This is a genomic window from Dactylosporangium thailandense, assembly GCF_059739745.1.
Genome location: NZ_AP029195.1, coordinates 2,488,004 through 2,503,178, shown reverse-complemented (window position 1 = coordinate 2,503,178; position 15,175 = coordinate 2,488,004). Strand labels below are relative to the sequence as shown.

Genomic DNA, 15,175 nt, shown 5'->3' with positions numbered 1-15,175 from the left:
ACCACCCCGACCTCGAAGCGCTGCGTGGCCTGGCCACCGACACCGACCCTCGGGTGCGGCTGGTCGCGGCGGCCAGCCACCGGCTCCCGCCGGACCTGCGGGCGGCGCTGATCGACGACCCTGACATCGACGTGGTCCGGCTGGCCGTTCGCCATTGGAGTGTGCCCCCTGAGCAGGTTCGCGCGACGGTAGCCCGCCACGGACTGCAAGCGGTCCCGTACCTGGCGGGGCATCCGTCCTGCCCACCCGACCTCCTGCTCGCCATCGCCACCGACCCTGACAGCCCCATCGACGCGATCCTCAATGTCGCCATCCACCAGGCATCACCCCCCGCCGCGCTGGCTGCGTGTCTACGCCATCCACCGGCAGCCGCATACGTTGCCGGCAATCCCGCCGCCCCACCCGACATGCTCGATGAACTGGCCGCCTACCCGGACCTGGAAGTGGTCTTGGAGGTCGCACGCAATCCGGGCCTGACCCGCGCGGCCGGACATCGCGTCCTGCAGCACCTGGCAGCCGTGACCCGCCAGCAAGAGCCGAGCCATGACGCCAACACCGGCCACGTCGAGCAGGACGGCGAGGGCGCTCTCGCCGACCGCGATGGCCCCGTCCGGGCGTCCGGCTTCACAGTAGGAGGCGCGGAGGTGACCCTCGGCGTCCGCGGTGAGCCGATGGGACGGCCCGAAGGCCATGGCGATGTCGGCCCGGTGCAGCAGGTCGTCCTCGCCGGCGAGGCTGGTGGCGATGCCGATGCTGGCCCGCAGCCGCAGCGAGTGGCCGTTGACCGCCAGCGGGGGGCGGCAGCCGGCCAGGATGCGCTCGGCGACGACGGTCGCGTCGGCGGGGCCGTCGACGTCGGCCAGCACGACGGCGAACTCGTCGCCGCCGAGCCGGGCGGCGACGTCACCCTCGCGGACGCTGTCGCGCAGGACGTCGGCGAAGGCGATGAGCATGCGGTCGCCGGCCTCGTGGCCGTGGGTGTCGTTGACCTTCTTGAAGCCGTTGAGGTCGAGCAGCAGGACGGCGAACTGGGCGCCGGTGCGGCGGCGGCGCTCGGCGGCGGCGTGCAGCGCGCCGCGCAGCTGGATGCGGTTGGCGAGGCCGGTGAGGCTGTCGGTGACGACGAGGGAGTAGTTCTCCCGTGAGGCGAGGATCTGGCGGGCGGCGACGCCGAGCGTCAGCTGCAGGCCGAGGGCCACGCTGGTGTACCGGTACGCGCGGACGCGGCGGGCGGCGCGCAGGTGCAGGACCAGCGCGACGGTTTCCAGCGTGCAGATCGAGATGCCGGCCGCCTCGGTGTTGTTCGGATCACCGAGACGGGCCACGACGAGCGCGGCGAACAACAGGCACGCCGCGATCAGCAGGCCTCGACCCCGGGCGCCGGCTTTCGTCACGCTGAACGCTGTCTGGCTATCGGCGTCCCCGGGCCCGGGTCAAGGAAAACGTCAGAGCTACCGCGGGGCCATCCGCAGCGCGCCGTCGAGGCGGATGACCTCGCCGTTGAGGTAGTCGTTGTCCACGATCGACAGGACGAGCTTCGCGTACTCGTCCGCGGTGCCGAACCGGTGCGGGAACGGCACGCCCGCGGCGAGGCCTGTGCGGTACTCCTCCGACACCGTCTGCATCATCGGGGTCTCCATGATGCCGGGGGCGATCGCCATCACGCGGATGCCGTACTGCGACAGGTCCCGGGCCGCCGGCAGGGTCAGCCCGGCGATGCCGCCCTTCGAGGAGGAGTAGGCGGCCTGCCCGATCTGGCCGTCGAAGGCGGCGACGGAGGCGGTGTTGACCACGACGCCCCGCTGCCCCTGGTCGTCGGGCTCGGTCTGGGCGATGTGCTCGGCGGCGAGGGTGAGGACGTTGAAGCTGCCGATGAGGTTGACCTGGATCACCTTCGCGTACTTGGCGAGGTCGTGCGGGCCGCGGCGGCCGAGGATGCGCTCCGAGGGGGCGATCCCGGCGCAGTTGACGACCGTGCGCAGCGGTTCGGGGCCGCCGGCCACCTGGGCGACGGCGGCGCGGACGGACTCGGGATCGGTGACGTCGACCACGAGCCCGTCCTCGGTGGACGGCTGCAGGTCGAAGCCGTAGACCTTGGCGCCGCGAGCGGTCAGGGCGGCCGCGGTGGCGGCGCCGAGACCCGAGGCGGCGCCGGTGACGATGGCGGCGGTGCCGGCGAGTTCCATTTCGACCAATATTCCTTAAACGTCGGTGATGCGCAGGCCCGCGTGGGCCTTGTAACGACGGTTGACGGAGATCAGGTTAGCGGTGAGCGCCTCGACCTGATGAGCATTGCGCAGGCGTCCGCCGTACAACCCCCGGACCCCGGGAATCGTGGACGCCAGCTCCTGCACGAGGTCGGTGGCGGCCCGGTCGTCGCCGAGCACGAGCACGTCGGTGTCGACGGTCTCGGCCTCGGGGTCCTCCAGGACGACCGCCGAGACGTTGTGGAACGCCCCGACGACGGTCGACCACGGCAGGATCGCGGCGGCCTGCTGGGCGGCCGAGCCCTCGGGCACCACCAGCGCGAACGCCCCCTGCTGGTCGAACCCGAGCGGGTTCACGCAGTCCACGACGATCTTGCCGGACAGCGCCGGGGCGAGCTCGCGCAGCAGCTCGGCGTGGCCCTCCCACGGCACCGCGACGACCACGACGTCCCCGGCCGCGGCGGCCTCGGCGTTGGACGCACCGCGGACGTTGCCGGGCAGGGTGGCCGCGGTCGCCTCGGCGCGCTCGGCGGAACGGGAGCCGAGCACGACCGCGAGCCCGGCGGCGGCGAACCGGCGGGCCAGGCCGCGCCCCTGCGGGCCGGTGCCGCCGAGCACCGCGATCGTGCGGTCACGAACGGTCACGGAAGAACTCCTCCACGAGCGCGGCGTGTTCGGGGGTCCGGCCCAGCGCGACCTGCTCCCGCGCCTCGGCCCGCAGCGTCTCCGCGAGCGAGGCCGCGGCCAGGAGCCGCTTCGAGGCCGCGAGGGCCGGGGCGGAGGCGCCGGCCAGGCGGGCCGCGAGCTCCAGGGCGCGCGGCTCGACCTCCCCGGGCGGCACGACGTCGCCGGCAAAGCCCCAGCCGATCGCCTGCTGCGGGGTGAACGGCTCGGCCAGCAGGATCAGCTGCGACGCGCGGGCGTGGCCGACGGCCCGGACGAGGGTGAGCGACAGGCCCGAGTCGCAGGTCAGCCCGATCTTGGTGAACGCCGTCGAGAGGGTGGCGGCGGAGGACCACACCTGCAGGTCGCAGGCGAGCGCGAAGCCGAGGCCGGCGCCGACGCAGGTGCCGTTGACGGCCGCGACGACCGGCTTGGGCATCGTCGCGAGCAGCGTCGTGATCGGGTTGTAGTGGGCCTCGACGGTGTCACCGGCCGTGGCCGGATTGTCGCGCAGCGCCGCGGCCAGCTCCTTCAGGTCCTGGCCGCGGCTGAAGACGTCCCCGGTGCCGGTGAGCACGACGGCCCGCACGCTGTCGTCGGCGGCCGCCTTGCGCAGCGCCTGCAGCAGCTTGAGCTTCGCCGTCAGGGTCAGCGTGGGGCCATCCAGGCGGACGACGGCGACGCTCATGAGGCGAGCCTCTCATAGAGCACGACCGGGTTCCCCGCTGGATCGCTGACGACCGCCCGGCGCTCGTGCGGGCCGGTTTCGACGACGGCACCGGGAAAGCTCGACAGGCACGCGTCGAGGTCGTCCACCTGGATGCTCAGCACGACCCGGCCCGGGACGGGCTGCTGGGAGGCGTCGGCCAGGCCGATGGTGACCATGCCGTCGGTCAGGGCCGCGTAGCGGTCGCCGTCGCGGAACCGGGTGGTGAGGCCGAGGCCGGTGTAGAACGCCTCCTGGGCGTCGAGGTCCCCGGCGGGGACGATGAGGTGGCCGATCTTCATGCGCGGAACCTCGGCATGACCTCGCGGGCGAACCGCTCGACGATCTCCATCGAGCGCTCGATCGGCAGGCCGAGCCACTGCGAGCGGAACACGAAGTGGTTGTAGCCGCCGTCGGCGAAGTCGGTGATCTTCGCGGCGATGTCGTCGGGCGAGCCGAAGAAGAGCGCCTTGTGCTTGATGCCCTCCCACTGCGACTCGAAGTAGTCCATGCCGTACTGGACGTACTCGCCGTAGGAGCGCCGCACCGCCTCCCCCGCCAGGGCGTAGGCCTCGTCGAAGGAGTCGGCGATGCACAGGTCCCGGTGGATCGGGAAGACCGCGCCGTCCTCGGAGTGCCCGGCCGCGGCGCGCTGCTCGCGGTAGTCCTTGAGGTTGCCGACGGCCCAGTTGCGCCGCACGTTGGACGGGGCGAGCCAGGGCAGCCCCTGCTTGGCGATGCGGGCGATGCCGATCGGGCCGTTGGCGCCGACCCACACCGGCGGGCCGGGCCGCTGGGCCGGCAGCACGCTGCAGCGCACCCCGTCCAGCTGGAAGTGCCTGCCGTCGTACTTGACCGGCTCCCCCGTCCACAGCCGCTGCATGACCTCGAGGGACTCGTTCATCCGCGACACCCGCGTGCGCCGCTCGACGCCGAAGGACGCGAACTCGTCCTCGCGGTAGCCGGAGCCGATGCCGAGCACGAACCGGCCGCCGGACATCTGGTCGATGGTGGCGATCTCCTCGGCCCAGTGCACCGGGTGGCCCAGCGGCAGAATGAGGATGCCGGTGCCGAGCTGCATGGTGCCGGAGTGCTCGATGAGCCGGGACAGCAGCGGCAGCGGCTGCGGGGTGCTCAGCGACGACAGGTAGTGGTGGATGCCGAAAACCGAGTCGAAGCCGAGGTCGCGCACGTGCTGGACGTATTCGACCAGTTCGCCGGTGCGCCGCTGGATGTCGTCGCCGGGCTCGTACTGGTGGTCCAGCAGGATCCCGAACTTCACTTGGTGTCGTCCTCTTTGGAGCGGGACTGGCTGAGGCGGAAGTACGGGGCCACGAGCCGGTCGCGGTCGGCGAGGGCCTGGGCGATGCCCTTCTCGCGCCGCTCCTTGAGGAAGTTCCAGTCGCCGTCCTCGAAGCTGACGTTCGTCGCCCAGCCGTGCCCGACCCACCCCGTCATCGCGCCGAGGCCCTTGCCCCGGGCCTCCATCACGATCTGCATCATCGACTTGCCCATCATGAGCGAGTCCAGCGGCATGACGGCGATGGCGTCGGCGTAGTCGTCGACCCACTGCTGCAGCTCGTGCCGCTCGACGACCTTGGTGACGAGGCCCTTGCGCTCGCCCTCCTCGGCGCCGATCGCGCGCATGGTGAGCATGACGTCCTTCATGGTCGTCAGGCCGACCTTCTCGATCCAGTGGTACATGTCCTGCGGGCCGGGGCCGAGGTAGCGAAACGCCGGGTGGGTGAAGCGCGCGTCGGGCGTGGCGATGACGATGTCCGCGGACAGCGCGATCTGGAAGTGCCCGCCGTAGCAGTACCCCTGCACCTGGCAGATCGTGGCCTTCAGCGACTCGATGATCGGGCGGGTGAAGCCGGAGCTGAGCACGTTGCGGTCGGGCAGGATCCGCTGGCGCTGGGCGGGGCGGCGCCGCGAGGCCTTGTCGGTGCCGGACTTGTAGCCGATGTAGTGGCCCAGCTCGGAGGCGTCGGCGCCGGTACCGAAGTGATCGCCCTCCCCCTTGAACACAATGACCTTCACGCGGTCGTCGGTCTCGGCCTCCCGCACCAGGTCCCCGACGCGCTCGAAGGCGGCCACCGGGATCGCGTTGAGCCGCTCGGGGCGGTCGAAGGTGATGGTGGCGACGGCCCGCGCCTCGTCGACGTCGTAGCGCACGTACTTCGCGAGCACCTCGGGGTCGACTTCCATGTTCTCGACGTCCCACTGGTTTTCCAGCAGCTCGGCTTCGGTCTTCTTCACGGCGTAGTCCTTAGTGGTTGAAGGCGGGGAAGACTTCCTTGGCGAACAGGCGCAGCGACGCGCGCACCCGTTCGGCCGGCAGGCCCATCCAGCCGGGCCGGAAGATGAGGTGGTTGAAGCCGAGGTCGCGCAGGTAGCCGATGCGCTCGATGAGCATCTCCGGCGAGCCGAGCAGCAGCGTGTTGAGGACCAGCTCGTCGAAGCGGTCCCGCTGCCAGCGCAGGGCCGGGTACTCGGCGTAGGTGGCGTACTCGCTGCGGGCGTGCGGCAGGCCCTCGGCGACGGCCTGCTCGGTGCTCGGCGCGCAGTACAGCTCGACGCCGACCGGGCGCTCGACGTTGACGGTGTCCTTGCCGTACTCGGCCAGGGCCGCGTCGTAGACGGCGATGTGCTCGGGCAGGAACTTCTTGCTCGGCGCGTTGCCGGGCGCGTACCAGGCGTCGCCGAGCCGGGCGGCCCGGCGCACGGCCCGCTTGCCGCCCGCCCCGACCCAGATGGGCGGCCCGCCGGGGGTGAGCGGGCGGATGCCGATGGAGGCGTCGCGCAGCGGGAAGTACTCGCCCTCGTGGGTGACGGGCTGGCCCGACCACAGGGCGCGGATCACCCGCAGGCTCTCGTCCATGCGCCGGAACCGGGTGTCGGGCTCGACCCCGAAGGCGGCGAGCTCGTTCTCCCGGTAGCCGGCCCCGACGCCGAGGATGACCCGCCCGCCGGAGAGGTGGTCGAGGGTGGCGAACTCCTCGGCCACGTGCACCGGGTGGAACAGCGGCAGCAGCAGGATGCCGGTGCCGATCTGCATCGTGCCGGTGCGCGGGATGAGCGCGGCCATCATCGAGATCGGCTGCGGGGTGGCGAGGTTGGACTGGAAGTGGTTGATCGTCCAGACCGAGTCGTAGCCGAGCTCCGCGGCCAGCTCCACCGTGCCGAACAGCTCGCTGAGGTGCCTGCCGAGGTCCTCGTCGTGGGGGTACTGGTGCGAGGCCATGATGCCGAATTTCACGCGGGGACCTCCTTGGTACGGCTCACTTTGCCGGCCGCGCTGCGCTCGAGCGCGGGGACGAACTCGATGCGCCGCGGGGTCTTGAAGTGCGCGAGGCGGTCCCGGACGAAGGCGACCAGCCGCCCGGCGAGATCGTCGTCGGAGACGGCGTCGTCGGCCTCGCGCACGACGAGCGCGACGGGGATCTCGCCGAGGCGCTCGTCGGGCCGGCCGAGCACGCGCACGTCGTGCACGAGCGGGTGCTCGCGCAGCTCGTCCTCGATCTCCTCCGGCCACACCTGGAACCCGCCGCACTTGATCATGTCGCGCTTGCGCCCGACGAGGAACAGCACGCCGTCGGCGTCCACGTACCCGGTGTCGCCGGTGTGCACCCATCCGTCGCGGACCAGCTCCCGCGAGGCGGCGGCGTCGTCGACGTACCCCTTCGTGAGCTCCGAACGCACGACGACCTCACCCTCCTCGCCGACCGGGAGCGCGGTGCCGTCCTCGGCCCGGATCTCCAGCTCGACGCCGGGGTAGACGCGGCCCGCGGAGCCGGGCTTCCACCGGCCCTCCTTCATGTCCCGCCCGGTCCAGCCGGCGATGTGCCCGGCCTCGGTGGAGCCGTAGTTGACCAGGATCGGCACCCGGTAGCGCTCCTCGAACGCCTTGCGCACCGGCCAGGAGATCGCCTGCCCCGCGACGAGCACCGACTTCACGCCCTCGAAGGGCAGGTCGCGCTCGGCGTGCACGATGTCGAAGACCATCGTGGGCAGGAAGAAGAAGTTGTCGAACCGGAACCGCTCCATGAGCGTGGCGAGCCGGTCGATGCCGAAGCGCTCCCAGACGACGGCGGCGCGGCCGACGTGGAACGCGAACAGCAGCGAGTGCTGCCCTCCGCTGTGGAACAGCGGCAGCGCGATGAGGTTCGGCTTGGCGTCGGGGGCGGCGGTGAGCTCGGCCTCGGTGCCGGTGGAGACCTTCGCCAGCCGGGCGAGGGAGGCGCGGGTGCCGCCGTGGGTGACGGAGACCGCCTTGGGCCGGCCGGTCGTGGTGCCGCCGGTGAACAGGATGCAGGCCTCGGCGTCGGGCTCCACGTCGGCCGCGGGGACGTCGGCCTCGCGGGTCCAGCCCAGCGTGCCGTCGGAGATCAGCAGGCGGGGGTTGGTCTTCGCGACGGACTCGGCGAGCTCGTCGGCGTTGTAGAGGCTGCTGATCGTCACCGGGACGGCGCCGAGCTTCCAGGCGCCGAAGAGGAAGAAGGCGATCTCCGGGCCGTTGGTGAGGTGGCAGGCGACCCGGTCGCCGGGGCCGACGCCGGCCTCGCGCAGGTCCTCGGCGACCCCGCCGGCGATGCGGTCGATCTGGGCGAAGGTCCAGCTGCGGCCGTCCTCGCCGTAGAGGCCGGGCCGGTCGCCGCGCCCTTCGACAAGGTGCGCGAGATTGGTCATGCCGACACCTCCGCAAGCTCCGGCGCCGGCACGAGGAAACTGTGTTTCATGATGAGCGGCCCCTCCGCTCCGCTCCGGACCGCTCATGAGCGCACCTGCGGGATGACCTCGGCGCCGAAGCGGGCGATCTGCTCCATGGTCTCCTCCTGGCCGGCGCCCACGAACTGCAGGCGCAGCGACACCTCGGTGATGCCGAGCTCGGACTCCCAGCGGCGCAGCTTCGCCACGATCTCGTCGGCGGCGCCGACCAGGCAGTCCTCGGCGATGTACCGGTCGACGTCGATGTTCTGGGCGTCGTCCCACGACTTGTAGCCCGCGTACTGGCGCCGCAGGTCCGGGCGGACCGCGGCGGCGGCCTGCTCGTAGGAGTCGCCGATGTACGCCTCCCGGCTCATGGGCTGCTCGACCGGCTTGCCGCCGCGCTCCTCGTGGTAGACGCCCAGGAGGCGCTTGAGCTCCTCGTCGTTGCCCTTCGGGCCGATCAGCCACGGGCAGTCGAGGCGGGCGGCGCGGCGGATGGCGGGCTCCGCGAACGCACCGATCCACAGCGGAGGGCCGCCGGGCTGCACCGGGCGCAGCGCGAGCGAGGCGCCGGGCACCTCGCCCCAGGAGCCGGCGGCGTCGACGGTCTCGCCGTTCCAGAGCGCGCGCAGCAGCGGCACGTACTCGCGGATGCGGCGCAGGCGGTCGTCCCAGGCGACGCCGAACGCGGTCGTCTCGCGCTTGCGGTAGCCAGCGCCGATGCCGACCGTGAGCCGGCCGTTGCTCAGCACGTCGAGGCTGGCGAGGTCCTCGGCGAGGCCGATCGGGTTGTACAGCGGGGCGAGCAGGACGGCGAAGCCGATGCGGACGCGGCTGGTGGCGTGGGCGAGGTAGCCGGCCAGCGGGACGGGCTGCACGAACGCGGACTTCGCGAGGTAGTGGTGGCCGAGGTAGACGGCGTGGAAGCCGGCCGCCTCGGCCGCGGCGGCCTGAGCCATGACGTCGTCGATGCCGGCCGAGGGGTCGGCGGACGGGTCGAACTGAGCGCTCAGGAAGCAGCTGATCTTCACCCGACGACCGCCTCGGCGGCCGGCTTGACGGCGTCCTTGGCACGGAAGTACGGGATGACCTTGGTGGCGAACTCCTCCATCGACTTGAGCGCGGCCTTGCGGTCCAGCGACGGGATGCGCAGCCAGCCGATGTAGTGGTTGACGCCGAGCTGCTCGCCGAGCATCTCGATGGTCTCGATGACCCGCTGGGCGGAGCCGAAGTTGCCGCCGTGGGTCAGCGTCTGCTCCAGGGTGAGCAGGTCGATGTTCTTGGCCACCGCCGCGTAGTACTTCTTCTCCTGCTCCATGGCCTCCTCGGAGCCGGGGATGACCTTGCCGACCGACTTGTAGTAGTTCAGCGCGGCCTGGGCGGCCTCCCGCAGGCCCTCGTCGCCGTCGCCGACCCAGACCTGCTGCATGAACGGCACGTCGTAGGCGGCGATGTCGAACCCGTTCTCGGTCATGGCCTGCCGGTACAGGTCGTAGTTCTTCTGCATGATGCCCAACGGCGTGAAGTTCGGCGAGGTGATGATCGACTCGCCGACGGCGCCGCGGTCGCGGAAGCTGTCCGGGGAGACCGTACCCTGCAGGATCGGCGGCCCGCCCGGGGTGAACGGCCGCGGGTAGGTGGTGATGTTGTCGTAGGTGAAGAACTTGCCGTGGTACGAGAAGCTCTCCTGCGACAGCGCGAGCCGCAGGACCTCCAGGGTCTCCTGGTAGCGCTCCTTGGACTCGGCGAGCGGGATGCCGAAGCCGGCGAACTCCGAGGGCTGGTAGCCGCGGCCGACGCCGATCGAGACGCGGCCGCCGCTGAGCACGTCGAGCGCGGCGATGTCCTCGGCCAGGCGCAGGGGGTCGTGCAGCGGCAGCACCAGCACGGCGGTGCCGATGGTGATCCGCTTGGTGCGCTCGGCGACCGCCATGCCGAAGTGCACCGGGCTGCCGAGGATGCCGTACTTCGAGAAGTGGTGCTCCGCGAGCCACACGGAGTCGAAGCCGAGCTCGTCGGCCAGCCCGATCTCCTCGAGCGTCTCGCGCAGGACCTGGTGGTCGGACACGCCGTCGCCCACCGGGAACAGGTTCATGATGCCGAACTTCACGACGTCTCCCAAACTATTCCGACCAGCCGGTATGTTAGTGCCAAAGGTGCCTGACCTGCAAGATGTCGACGATTACGCGCGGCGGGACTGGACCCGCAGCTCGCCCGTGCGGCGCCGGTGCCACGACCCGCTGCCGCCCAGCGCGTCCAGGACGAAGGCGCGGCGGAGGTACAGATGCGGATCCGCCTCCATCGTGATGCCCATGCCGCCGTGGACCTGGATGCAGCGCTCGGCCGCGAAGACCGCCGCGTGCCCGGCCGCTGCCTTGGCCGCGTGCACCTGGATCGCCGCGTCGGAGCGCCCGTGCTCGACGGCCCAGGCCGCGTACAGCGTCAGGTCCCACGCCGCCTTGCGCGCCACGGCCGCCTCGGCGAGCTGGAACGCGACGCCCTGGAACGAGCCGATGATCCGCCCGAACTGCCTGCGGGTGCGGGCCTGCGCGGCGGCGAGCTCGATCGCGCCCTGGGCCACCCCGCACAGCTGCGCCGCGAGGACCAGGACCGCCCGCTGTGTCGTGTCCGCCGGCACCGGGTCGAGCGCGACGCCGGACAACGGCACCGACGGGTCGAACGAGCGCCGCGGGGTGACCTCGGCGGCATCGACGAGGCGGTCCCCGGCCACGAAGCCGTCGGCCTGCTCGGCGTAGGCCGCGAAGGAGTCCAGCACCGGAGTGAGGACCCGGCGGCCCTCCAGCACGTCGGCGGGGAGTGTCCGGCTGGACAGCAGCTGGACGGCCGCCGCGTGGAACGGGAAGCGGCTCGGCACCAGCAGCTCGCCGAGGACCTCGACGGCGACCATGAGGTCGATGAGCCCGGAGCCGACGCCGCCGGCGGCCTCGGGGACGCCGAGCAGCCCGAAGTCGCTCAGCAGCGGCGCGTCGCAGGAGGGCGCCCGCCACGGGGCGCTCAGCGCGTCGCGGGCGGTGAAGTCCGCGTCCTCCACGATGGCGCGGACGGTCTTGGCGATCTCCAGCTGTTCCTGGGTGAAGGTGGCTCGCATCGCACCGGCTCCGCTCAGCGTGAGCGGGGCAGGTCGAGGACCCGCTCCGCGAGGATGGACTTCTGGACTTCCTCGGTGCCGCCCTCGATCGTGTGGGCGCGCGAGCGCAGGTAGCGGCGCATCCGGGCGGCGGCGCCGTCGCCGTCGAGCAGCACCCCGCCCGCGTCGTCGAGCTGCACGGCGAGGCGGTTGGCCCGCTGGACGGTCGAGGCCCAGAGGCTCTTGAGCGCCGAGGTCTCCGGCCCGGGCACGCCCCCGGCCCGGCTCTCGCCGACCATGCGCATGGAGCCGATGCGCACCGCTTCGGCGTCGCACTGCAGCTGCCCGACGGTGTCGAGGAACGCGGCGTCGCCGTCCATCCCGCGCTCGATGGCGAGGTCGACGATCCGGTCGACGGCCTGGCGGGCCCACACCCACAGGTTCAGCGCCATGCTCCCCCGCTCGAAGGCCAGGGTGGTGAGCGCGACCTTCCAGCCGTTGCCGACGCCGCCGAGCACGTCCTCGTCGGGCACGAACACGTCGTCGAGGAACATCTCGTTGAACTCGGTGTCGCCGTTGATCATCACCAGGGACCGGACGGTGAACCGGTCCATCGGCGCCAGGAGGTAGGAGATGCCCTGGTGCTTCGGCGCGTCGGGGTCGGTGCGGGCCAGCAGCAGGCACTTGGACGCGTTGTGCGCGTTGGAGGTCCAGATCTTCGACCCGTTGACGAGCCACCCGCCGTCGACCTTGCGCGCGGCGGTGCGCAGGCTGGCCAGGTCCGAGCCGGACTCCGGCTCGCTGAAGCCCTGGCACCAGTACGTCTCCCCGGAGAGGATCGCCGGCAGGTGCCGGGCCTGCTGCTCGGGCGTCCCGTGCGCGATGATCGTGGGGCCGGCGAGCATCATGCCGACGCCGTTGAGCGGGTACGGCGCCCCGCGGACCGCGGCCTCCTCGTTGAAGATGGCCTGCGCCAGCGCGTCCATCCCGCGCCCGCCGTGCTCGACCGGCCACGACAGCCCGGCCCAGCCGCCCGCGCACAGCCGGTCCTGCCAGACCCGCGACCACGACTCGCGCTCGTCCTGGCTCAGCTCCTCCTGGTCGGGCACGTCTGCGAGCGCCCCGTCGAGCCAGGCCCCGACCTCGCGCCGGAACGCGAGATCGGCGTCGCTGTCATCGAAGTCCATGCGATACCTCCAGCCGTGCCTTGTAGAGCTTGCCGTTGGGGTCCCGGGGCAGGGCGGGGCTCACGACGTACGACACCGGCCGCTTCGGCTTGGCCAGCCGCTGCTCCAGGTGCGCCCGCAGGCCCGCCACCGCCTCGTCCGGCCCCGGCGCGCCCTCGCGCAGCACGATGTGGGCCTGCGGGACCTCGCCGAACTCGGGGTCGGGCGCGCCGATGACGGCCGCGTCCGCGACCCACTCGTGCGCGACCAGCTCGGCCTCGATCTCAGCGGGGTATACGTTCACGCCGCCGACAAGGATCAGCTCCGCGGCCCGGCCGGTGATGTAGAGGAAGCCGTCGGCGTCGACGTGGCCGACGTCCCAGACGGTCATGAGCCCGTCGCGGCGGGCGCCGTCGGTCTTGCCGGGGTCGTTGTGGTACTCGACCCGGTCCTCGCCCTGGCGCATGTAGACGATCCCGGTCTCGCCCACCGGCACCTCGTGCCCCTCGGCGTCGAGGATGCGCAGCGTGGAGATCGAGGCCGGGCGCCCGACGGTGCCGGGGTGGGCGAGCCACTCGTGCGGCCGCGCGATCGTGGTGCCGACCTCGGTGGAGCCGTAGTACTCGTACACGACCGGGCCGAACCAGTCCATGATGCGCTGCTTGATCTCCCGCGGGCACGGCGCGGCCCCGTGCAGGACGTACCGCAGGGACGAGACGTCGTACCGCTCCCGCACCTCCGGGGGCAGCTGCAGCAGCCGGTAGAAGTGCGTCGGCACCATGCTCGTGCCGGTCACGCGCTGCTGCTCGACGCGGCGCAGGAAGCCCTCCGCGGTCCAGCCGTCCATCAGCACCATCGTGCCGCCGGCGTGCAAGGCGCCCATCGCCGGCGTGATGTTGGCCGAGTGGTACAGCGGCGCCGAGACCAGCCAGCTCGCAAACGCGGGCCGCTGCATGCCGAACTCCTTGAACAGCCACACATAGGTCAGCGCGCCCGTGTCGGCGTCGATCCCGCTCAGCGGCCGCTTGACGCCCTTCGGCCTTCCCGTGGTGCCGGAGGTGTACATCATGAGCGAACCCGCCGGCGTCTCGGCCGGACTGGTCTCGGGCATCCCCGCGGTGAGGTCTCGCATCGGCGCGGCGCCGTGCTTCGGCTCGCCGTCCACATAGACGCGCACGCCCGGCCCGGCGGCCGCCGTGGCGATCGCCTCGACCCGCTCCGAGGCCACCACGACCTTGGCCCCGCTGTCGCGCACGATGTACTCGACCTCGGGCTCGGTCAGGTGGTAGTTCAGAGTCACCAGGTACAGGCCGGACTGCATCGCGGCGAGGTACAGCGCGACCATCCCCGGGCTGTTGGTCATCACGGCCGCAACGGTGTCGCCCACCTCGAGCCCCTCGCGCGTGCGCAGCCCGTGCGAGATGCGGTTCACCTCGGCGAAGAGCTCGCCGTAGGTGATCCGCCGATCGTCGGCGGCCACGATCGCGCACAGGTCCGGCTCGGCGGCGGCCCAGAGCCGGAAGCCGGTCCGCTCGTCGCTCATCGTCCGTCCTCCTGCACTTGCAGTTGCTTGAGTTTGATTCCGACCATCCGGTATGTTGGCGCCAACAGTAAGGGAGCGCTCCGACGATGTCCATACCCGCGATCGAGGCGCACGAGGCGAGCTACCGCGCCCGTGAGGTGCCGGAACCCGCCCAGGTCGTCCCCGGTGTCTGGGCCGTGCCGATCCCGCTCAACGGCCATGCGCTGCGTTCGATCACGGTCTTCCTCGCCGATACCCGCGACGGCCCCGTGCTCATCGACGCCGGCTACGCCCACTCCTCGTGCTGGGCCGCGTTCCAGGCCTCGCTGGCCGTCATCGGCCACCGCATCGAGACCATCCGCGCCGTGCTGCTGACCCACAACCACCCCGACCACGTGGGCTTCGCCGACCGCGTGCGGGCCGCATCCGGCGCCACCGTCGCCATGGGCCGGGCCGACGACTTCGCCACGGTCCGGGCGGCCCGCGGCGGCTTCCTCGACCAGCTGCGCCGCTCCCTGGACCTGACCGGCGCCCCGGCGTCGGTGGCGGACACGATGTACACCGAGGCCCTGGACGTCGCCAAGCACCACGAGACCCTGTCGCTGGACGTCCTGCTCTCCCAGGAGCAGGAGCTCAACTTCGGCGACGTGACGATCCGCGCCGTCCCGTCCCCCGGCCACACCTACGGCCACACGGTGTTCCTGGACTCCCGCGGCGTCCTCTTCACCGGCGACACCATGATGGCCGAGGGCCCGACCCAGCTGGCGATCGTGAGCAGACCCGGCGACGACCCGGCCGGCGACCTCCTGGCGACCCTGGACCGCATCCGCGACCTCGGCGCGAGCATCGCCTGCCCGGCGCACCAGTTCCCCTACGAGCACGTGGCCACGCGCGCGGCCGGGCTGCGCGCCTTCCACGCGGCCGAGGTCGACCAGGTGCGCGCCCTGGCCGAGGAGGGCGCCACGGCCTGGACGATCGCGCCGCGGCTGACGTGGAAGAAGCCGTGGGAGCAGCTCGGCCCGGGCACGCGGCGCTTCGCGCTCATGCACACCCTGGCCCTGCTCCGCCACGTCGAACGAGCCCGCTAACGGCCTGCAGTATGGGGGGATGGCG

The 15,175-nt window shown here is 71.9% G+C and carries 15 protein-coding genes; 1 reads left to right on the top strand and 14 read right to left on the bottom strand.

The window, feature by feature from the left end; genetic code table 11:
• Window positions 1-350 precede the first annotated feature (350 nt).
• From AC6JBM_RS11065 to AC6JBM_RS11000, 14 genes are all read right to left on the bottom strand, one after another.
• The gene (locus tag AC6JBM_RS11065; protein ID WP_497983508.1) at window positions 351-1,394 is read right to left on the bottom strand and encodes a GGDEF domain-containing protein; all 1,044 of its coding nucleotides are present in this window, start codon (window positions 1,392-1,394) and stop codon (window positions 351-353) included.
• A gap of 57 nt (window positions 1,395-1,451) precedes the next feature.
• Window positions 1,452-2,186 (bottom strand): SDR family NAD(P)-dependent oxidoreductase, encoded by a 735-nt coding sequence (locus AC6JBM_RS11060; protein WP_350617543.1) that lies wholly within the window; start codon window positions 2,184-2,186, stop codon window positions 1,452-1,454.
• A gap of 15 nt (window positions 2,187-2,201) precedes the next feature.
• Window positions 2,202-2,852, bottom strand: coding sequence for an NADPH-dependent F420 reductase (npdG, locus tag AC6JBM_RS11055; protein WP_497983507.1), 651 nt, complete (start codon window positions 2,850-2,852; stop codon window positions 2,202-2,204).
• Window positions 2,839-3,558, bottom strand: a complete 720-nt coding sequence (locus AC6JBM_RS11050; protein WP_497983506.1) for an enoyl-CoA hydratase/isomerase family protein — start codon at window positions 3,556-3,558, stop codon at window positions 2,839-2,841. The genes npdG and AC6JBM_RS11050 overlap by 14 nt, the downstream gene beginning before the upstream one ends.
• Window positions 3,555-3,878, bottom strand: a complete 324-nt coding sequence (locus AC6JBM_RS11045; RefSeq protein ID WP_497983505.1) for a VOC family protein — start codon at window positions 3,876-3,878, stop codon at window positions 3,555-3,557. Before AC6JBM_RS11045 ends, AC6JBM_RS11050 begins: the two co-directional genes overlap by 4 nt.
• Window positions 3,875-4,858, bottom strand: a complete 984-nt coding sequence (locus AC6JBM_RS11040; protein WP_497983504.1) for an LLM class flavin-dependent oxidoreductase — start codon at window positions 4,856-4,858, stop codon at window positions 3,875-3,877. The genes AC6JBM_RS11045 and AC6JBM_RS11040 overlap by 4 nt, the downstream gene beginning before the upstream one ends.
• The gene (locus tag AC6JBM_RS11035; protein WP_350617553.1) at window positions 4,855-5,835 is read right to left on the bottom strand and encodes an enoyl-CoA hydratase/isomerase family protein; all 981 of its coding nucleotides are present in this window, start codon (window positions 5,833-5,835) and stop codon (window positions 4,855-4,857) included. Before AC6JBM_RS11035 ends, AC6JBM_RS11040 begins: the two co-directional genes overlap by 4 nt.
• A gap of 10 nt (window positions 5,836-5,845) precedes the next feature.
• On the bottom strand, window positions 5,846-6,835 hold the full coding sequence (locus AC6JBM_RS11030) for an LLM class flavin-dependent oxidoreductase (protein ID WP_497983503.1): 990 nt from the start codon (window positions 6,833-6,835) through the stop codon (window positions 5,846-5,848).
• Window positions 6,832-8,265, bottom strand: a complete 1,434-nt coding sequence (locus AC6JBM_RS11025; RefSeq protein WP_497983502.1) for a class I adenylate-forming enzyme family protein — start codon at window positions 8,263-8,265, stop codon at window positions 6,832-6,834. The genes AC6JBM_RS11030 and AC6JBM_RS11025 overlap by 4 nt, the downstream gene beginning before the upstream one ends.
• 83 nt (window positions 8,266-8,348) lie before the next feature.
• On the bottom strand, window positions 8,349-9,317 hold the full coding sequence (locus tag AC6JBM_RS11020) for an LLM class flavin-dependent oxidoreductase (RefSeq protein ID WP_497983501.1): 969 nt from the start codon (window positions 9,315-9,317) through the stop codon (window positions 8,349-8,351).
• Window positions 9,314-10,396 (bottom strand): LLM class flavin-dependent oxidoreductase, encoded by a 1,083-nt coding sequence (locus AC6JBM_RS11015; RefSeq protein WP_497983500.1) that lies wholly within the window; start codon window positions 10,394-10,396, stop codon window positions 9,314-9,316. The genes AC6JBM_RS11020 and AC6JBM_RS11015 overlap by 4 nt, the downstream gene beginning before the upstream one ends.
• 72 nt (window positions 10,397-10,468) lie before the next feature.
• The gene (locus tag AC6JBM_RS11010) at window positions 10,469-11,395 is read right to left on the bottom strand and encodes an acyl-CoA dehydrogenase family protein (protein WP_497983499.1); all 927 of its coding nucleotides are present in this window, start codon (window positions 11,393-11,395) and stop codon (window positions 10,469-10,471) included.
• A gap of 14 nt (window positions 11,396-11,409) precedes the next feature.
• Window positions 11,410-12,561: an acyl-CoA dehydrogenase family protein gene (locus AC6JBM_RS11005; RefSeq protein WP_497983498.1), complete on the bottom strand. Its 1,152-nt coding sequence runs from the start codon at window positions 12,559-12,561 to the stop codon at window positions 11,410-11,412.
• Complete coding sequence (locus AC6JBM_RS11000) at window positions 12,548-14,083, bottom strand: AMP-binding protein (protein WP_497983497.1); 1,536 nt, start codon at window positions 14,081-14,083, stop codon at window positions 12,548-12,550. Before AC6JBM_RS11000 ends, AC6JBM_RS11005 begins: the two co-directional genes overlap by 14 nt.
• Window positions 14,084-14,169: 86 nt before the next feature.
• Here AC6JBM_RS11000 and AC6JBM_RS10995 point away from each other — a divergent pair, with 86 nt between their 5' ends.
• Window positions 14,170-15,150, top strand: coding sequence for an MBL fold metallo-hydrolase (locus tag AC6JBM_RS10995; RefSeq protein ID WP_497983496.1), 981 nt, complete (start codon window positions 14,170-14,172; stop codon window positions 15,148-15,150).
• The last annotated feature ends 25 nt before the right edge of the window (window positions 15,151-15,175 follow it).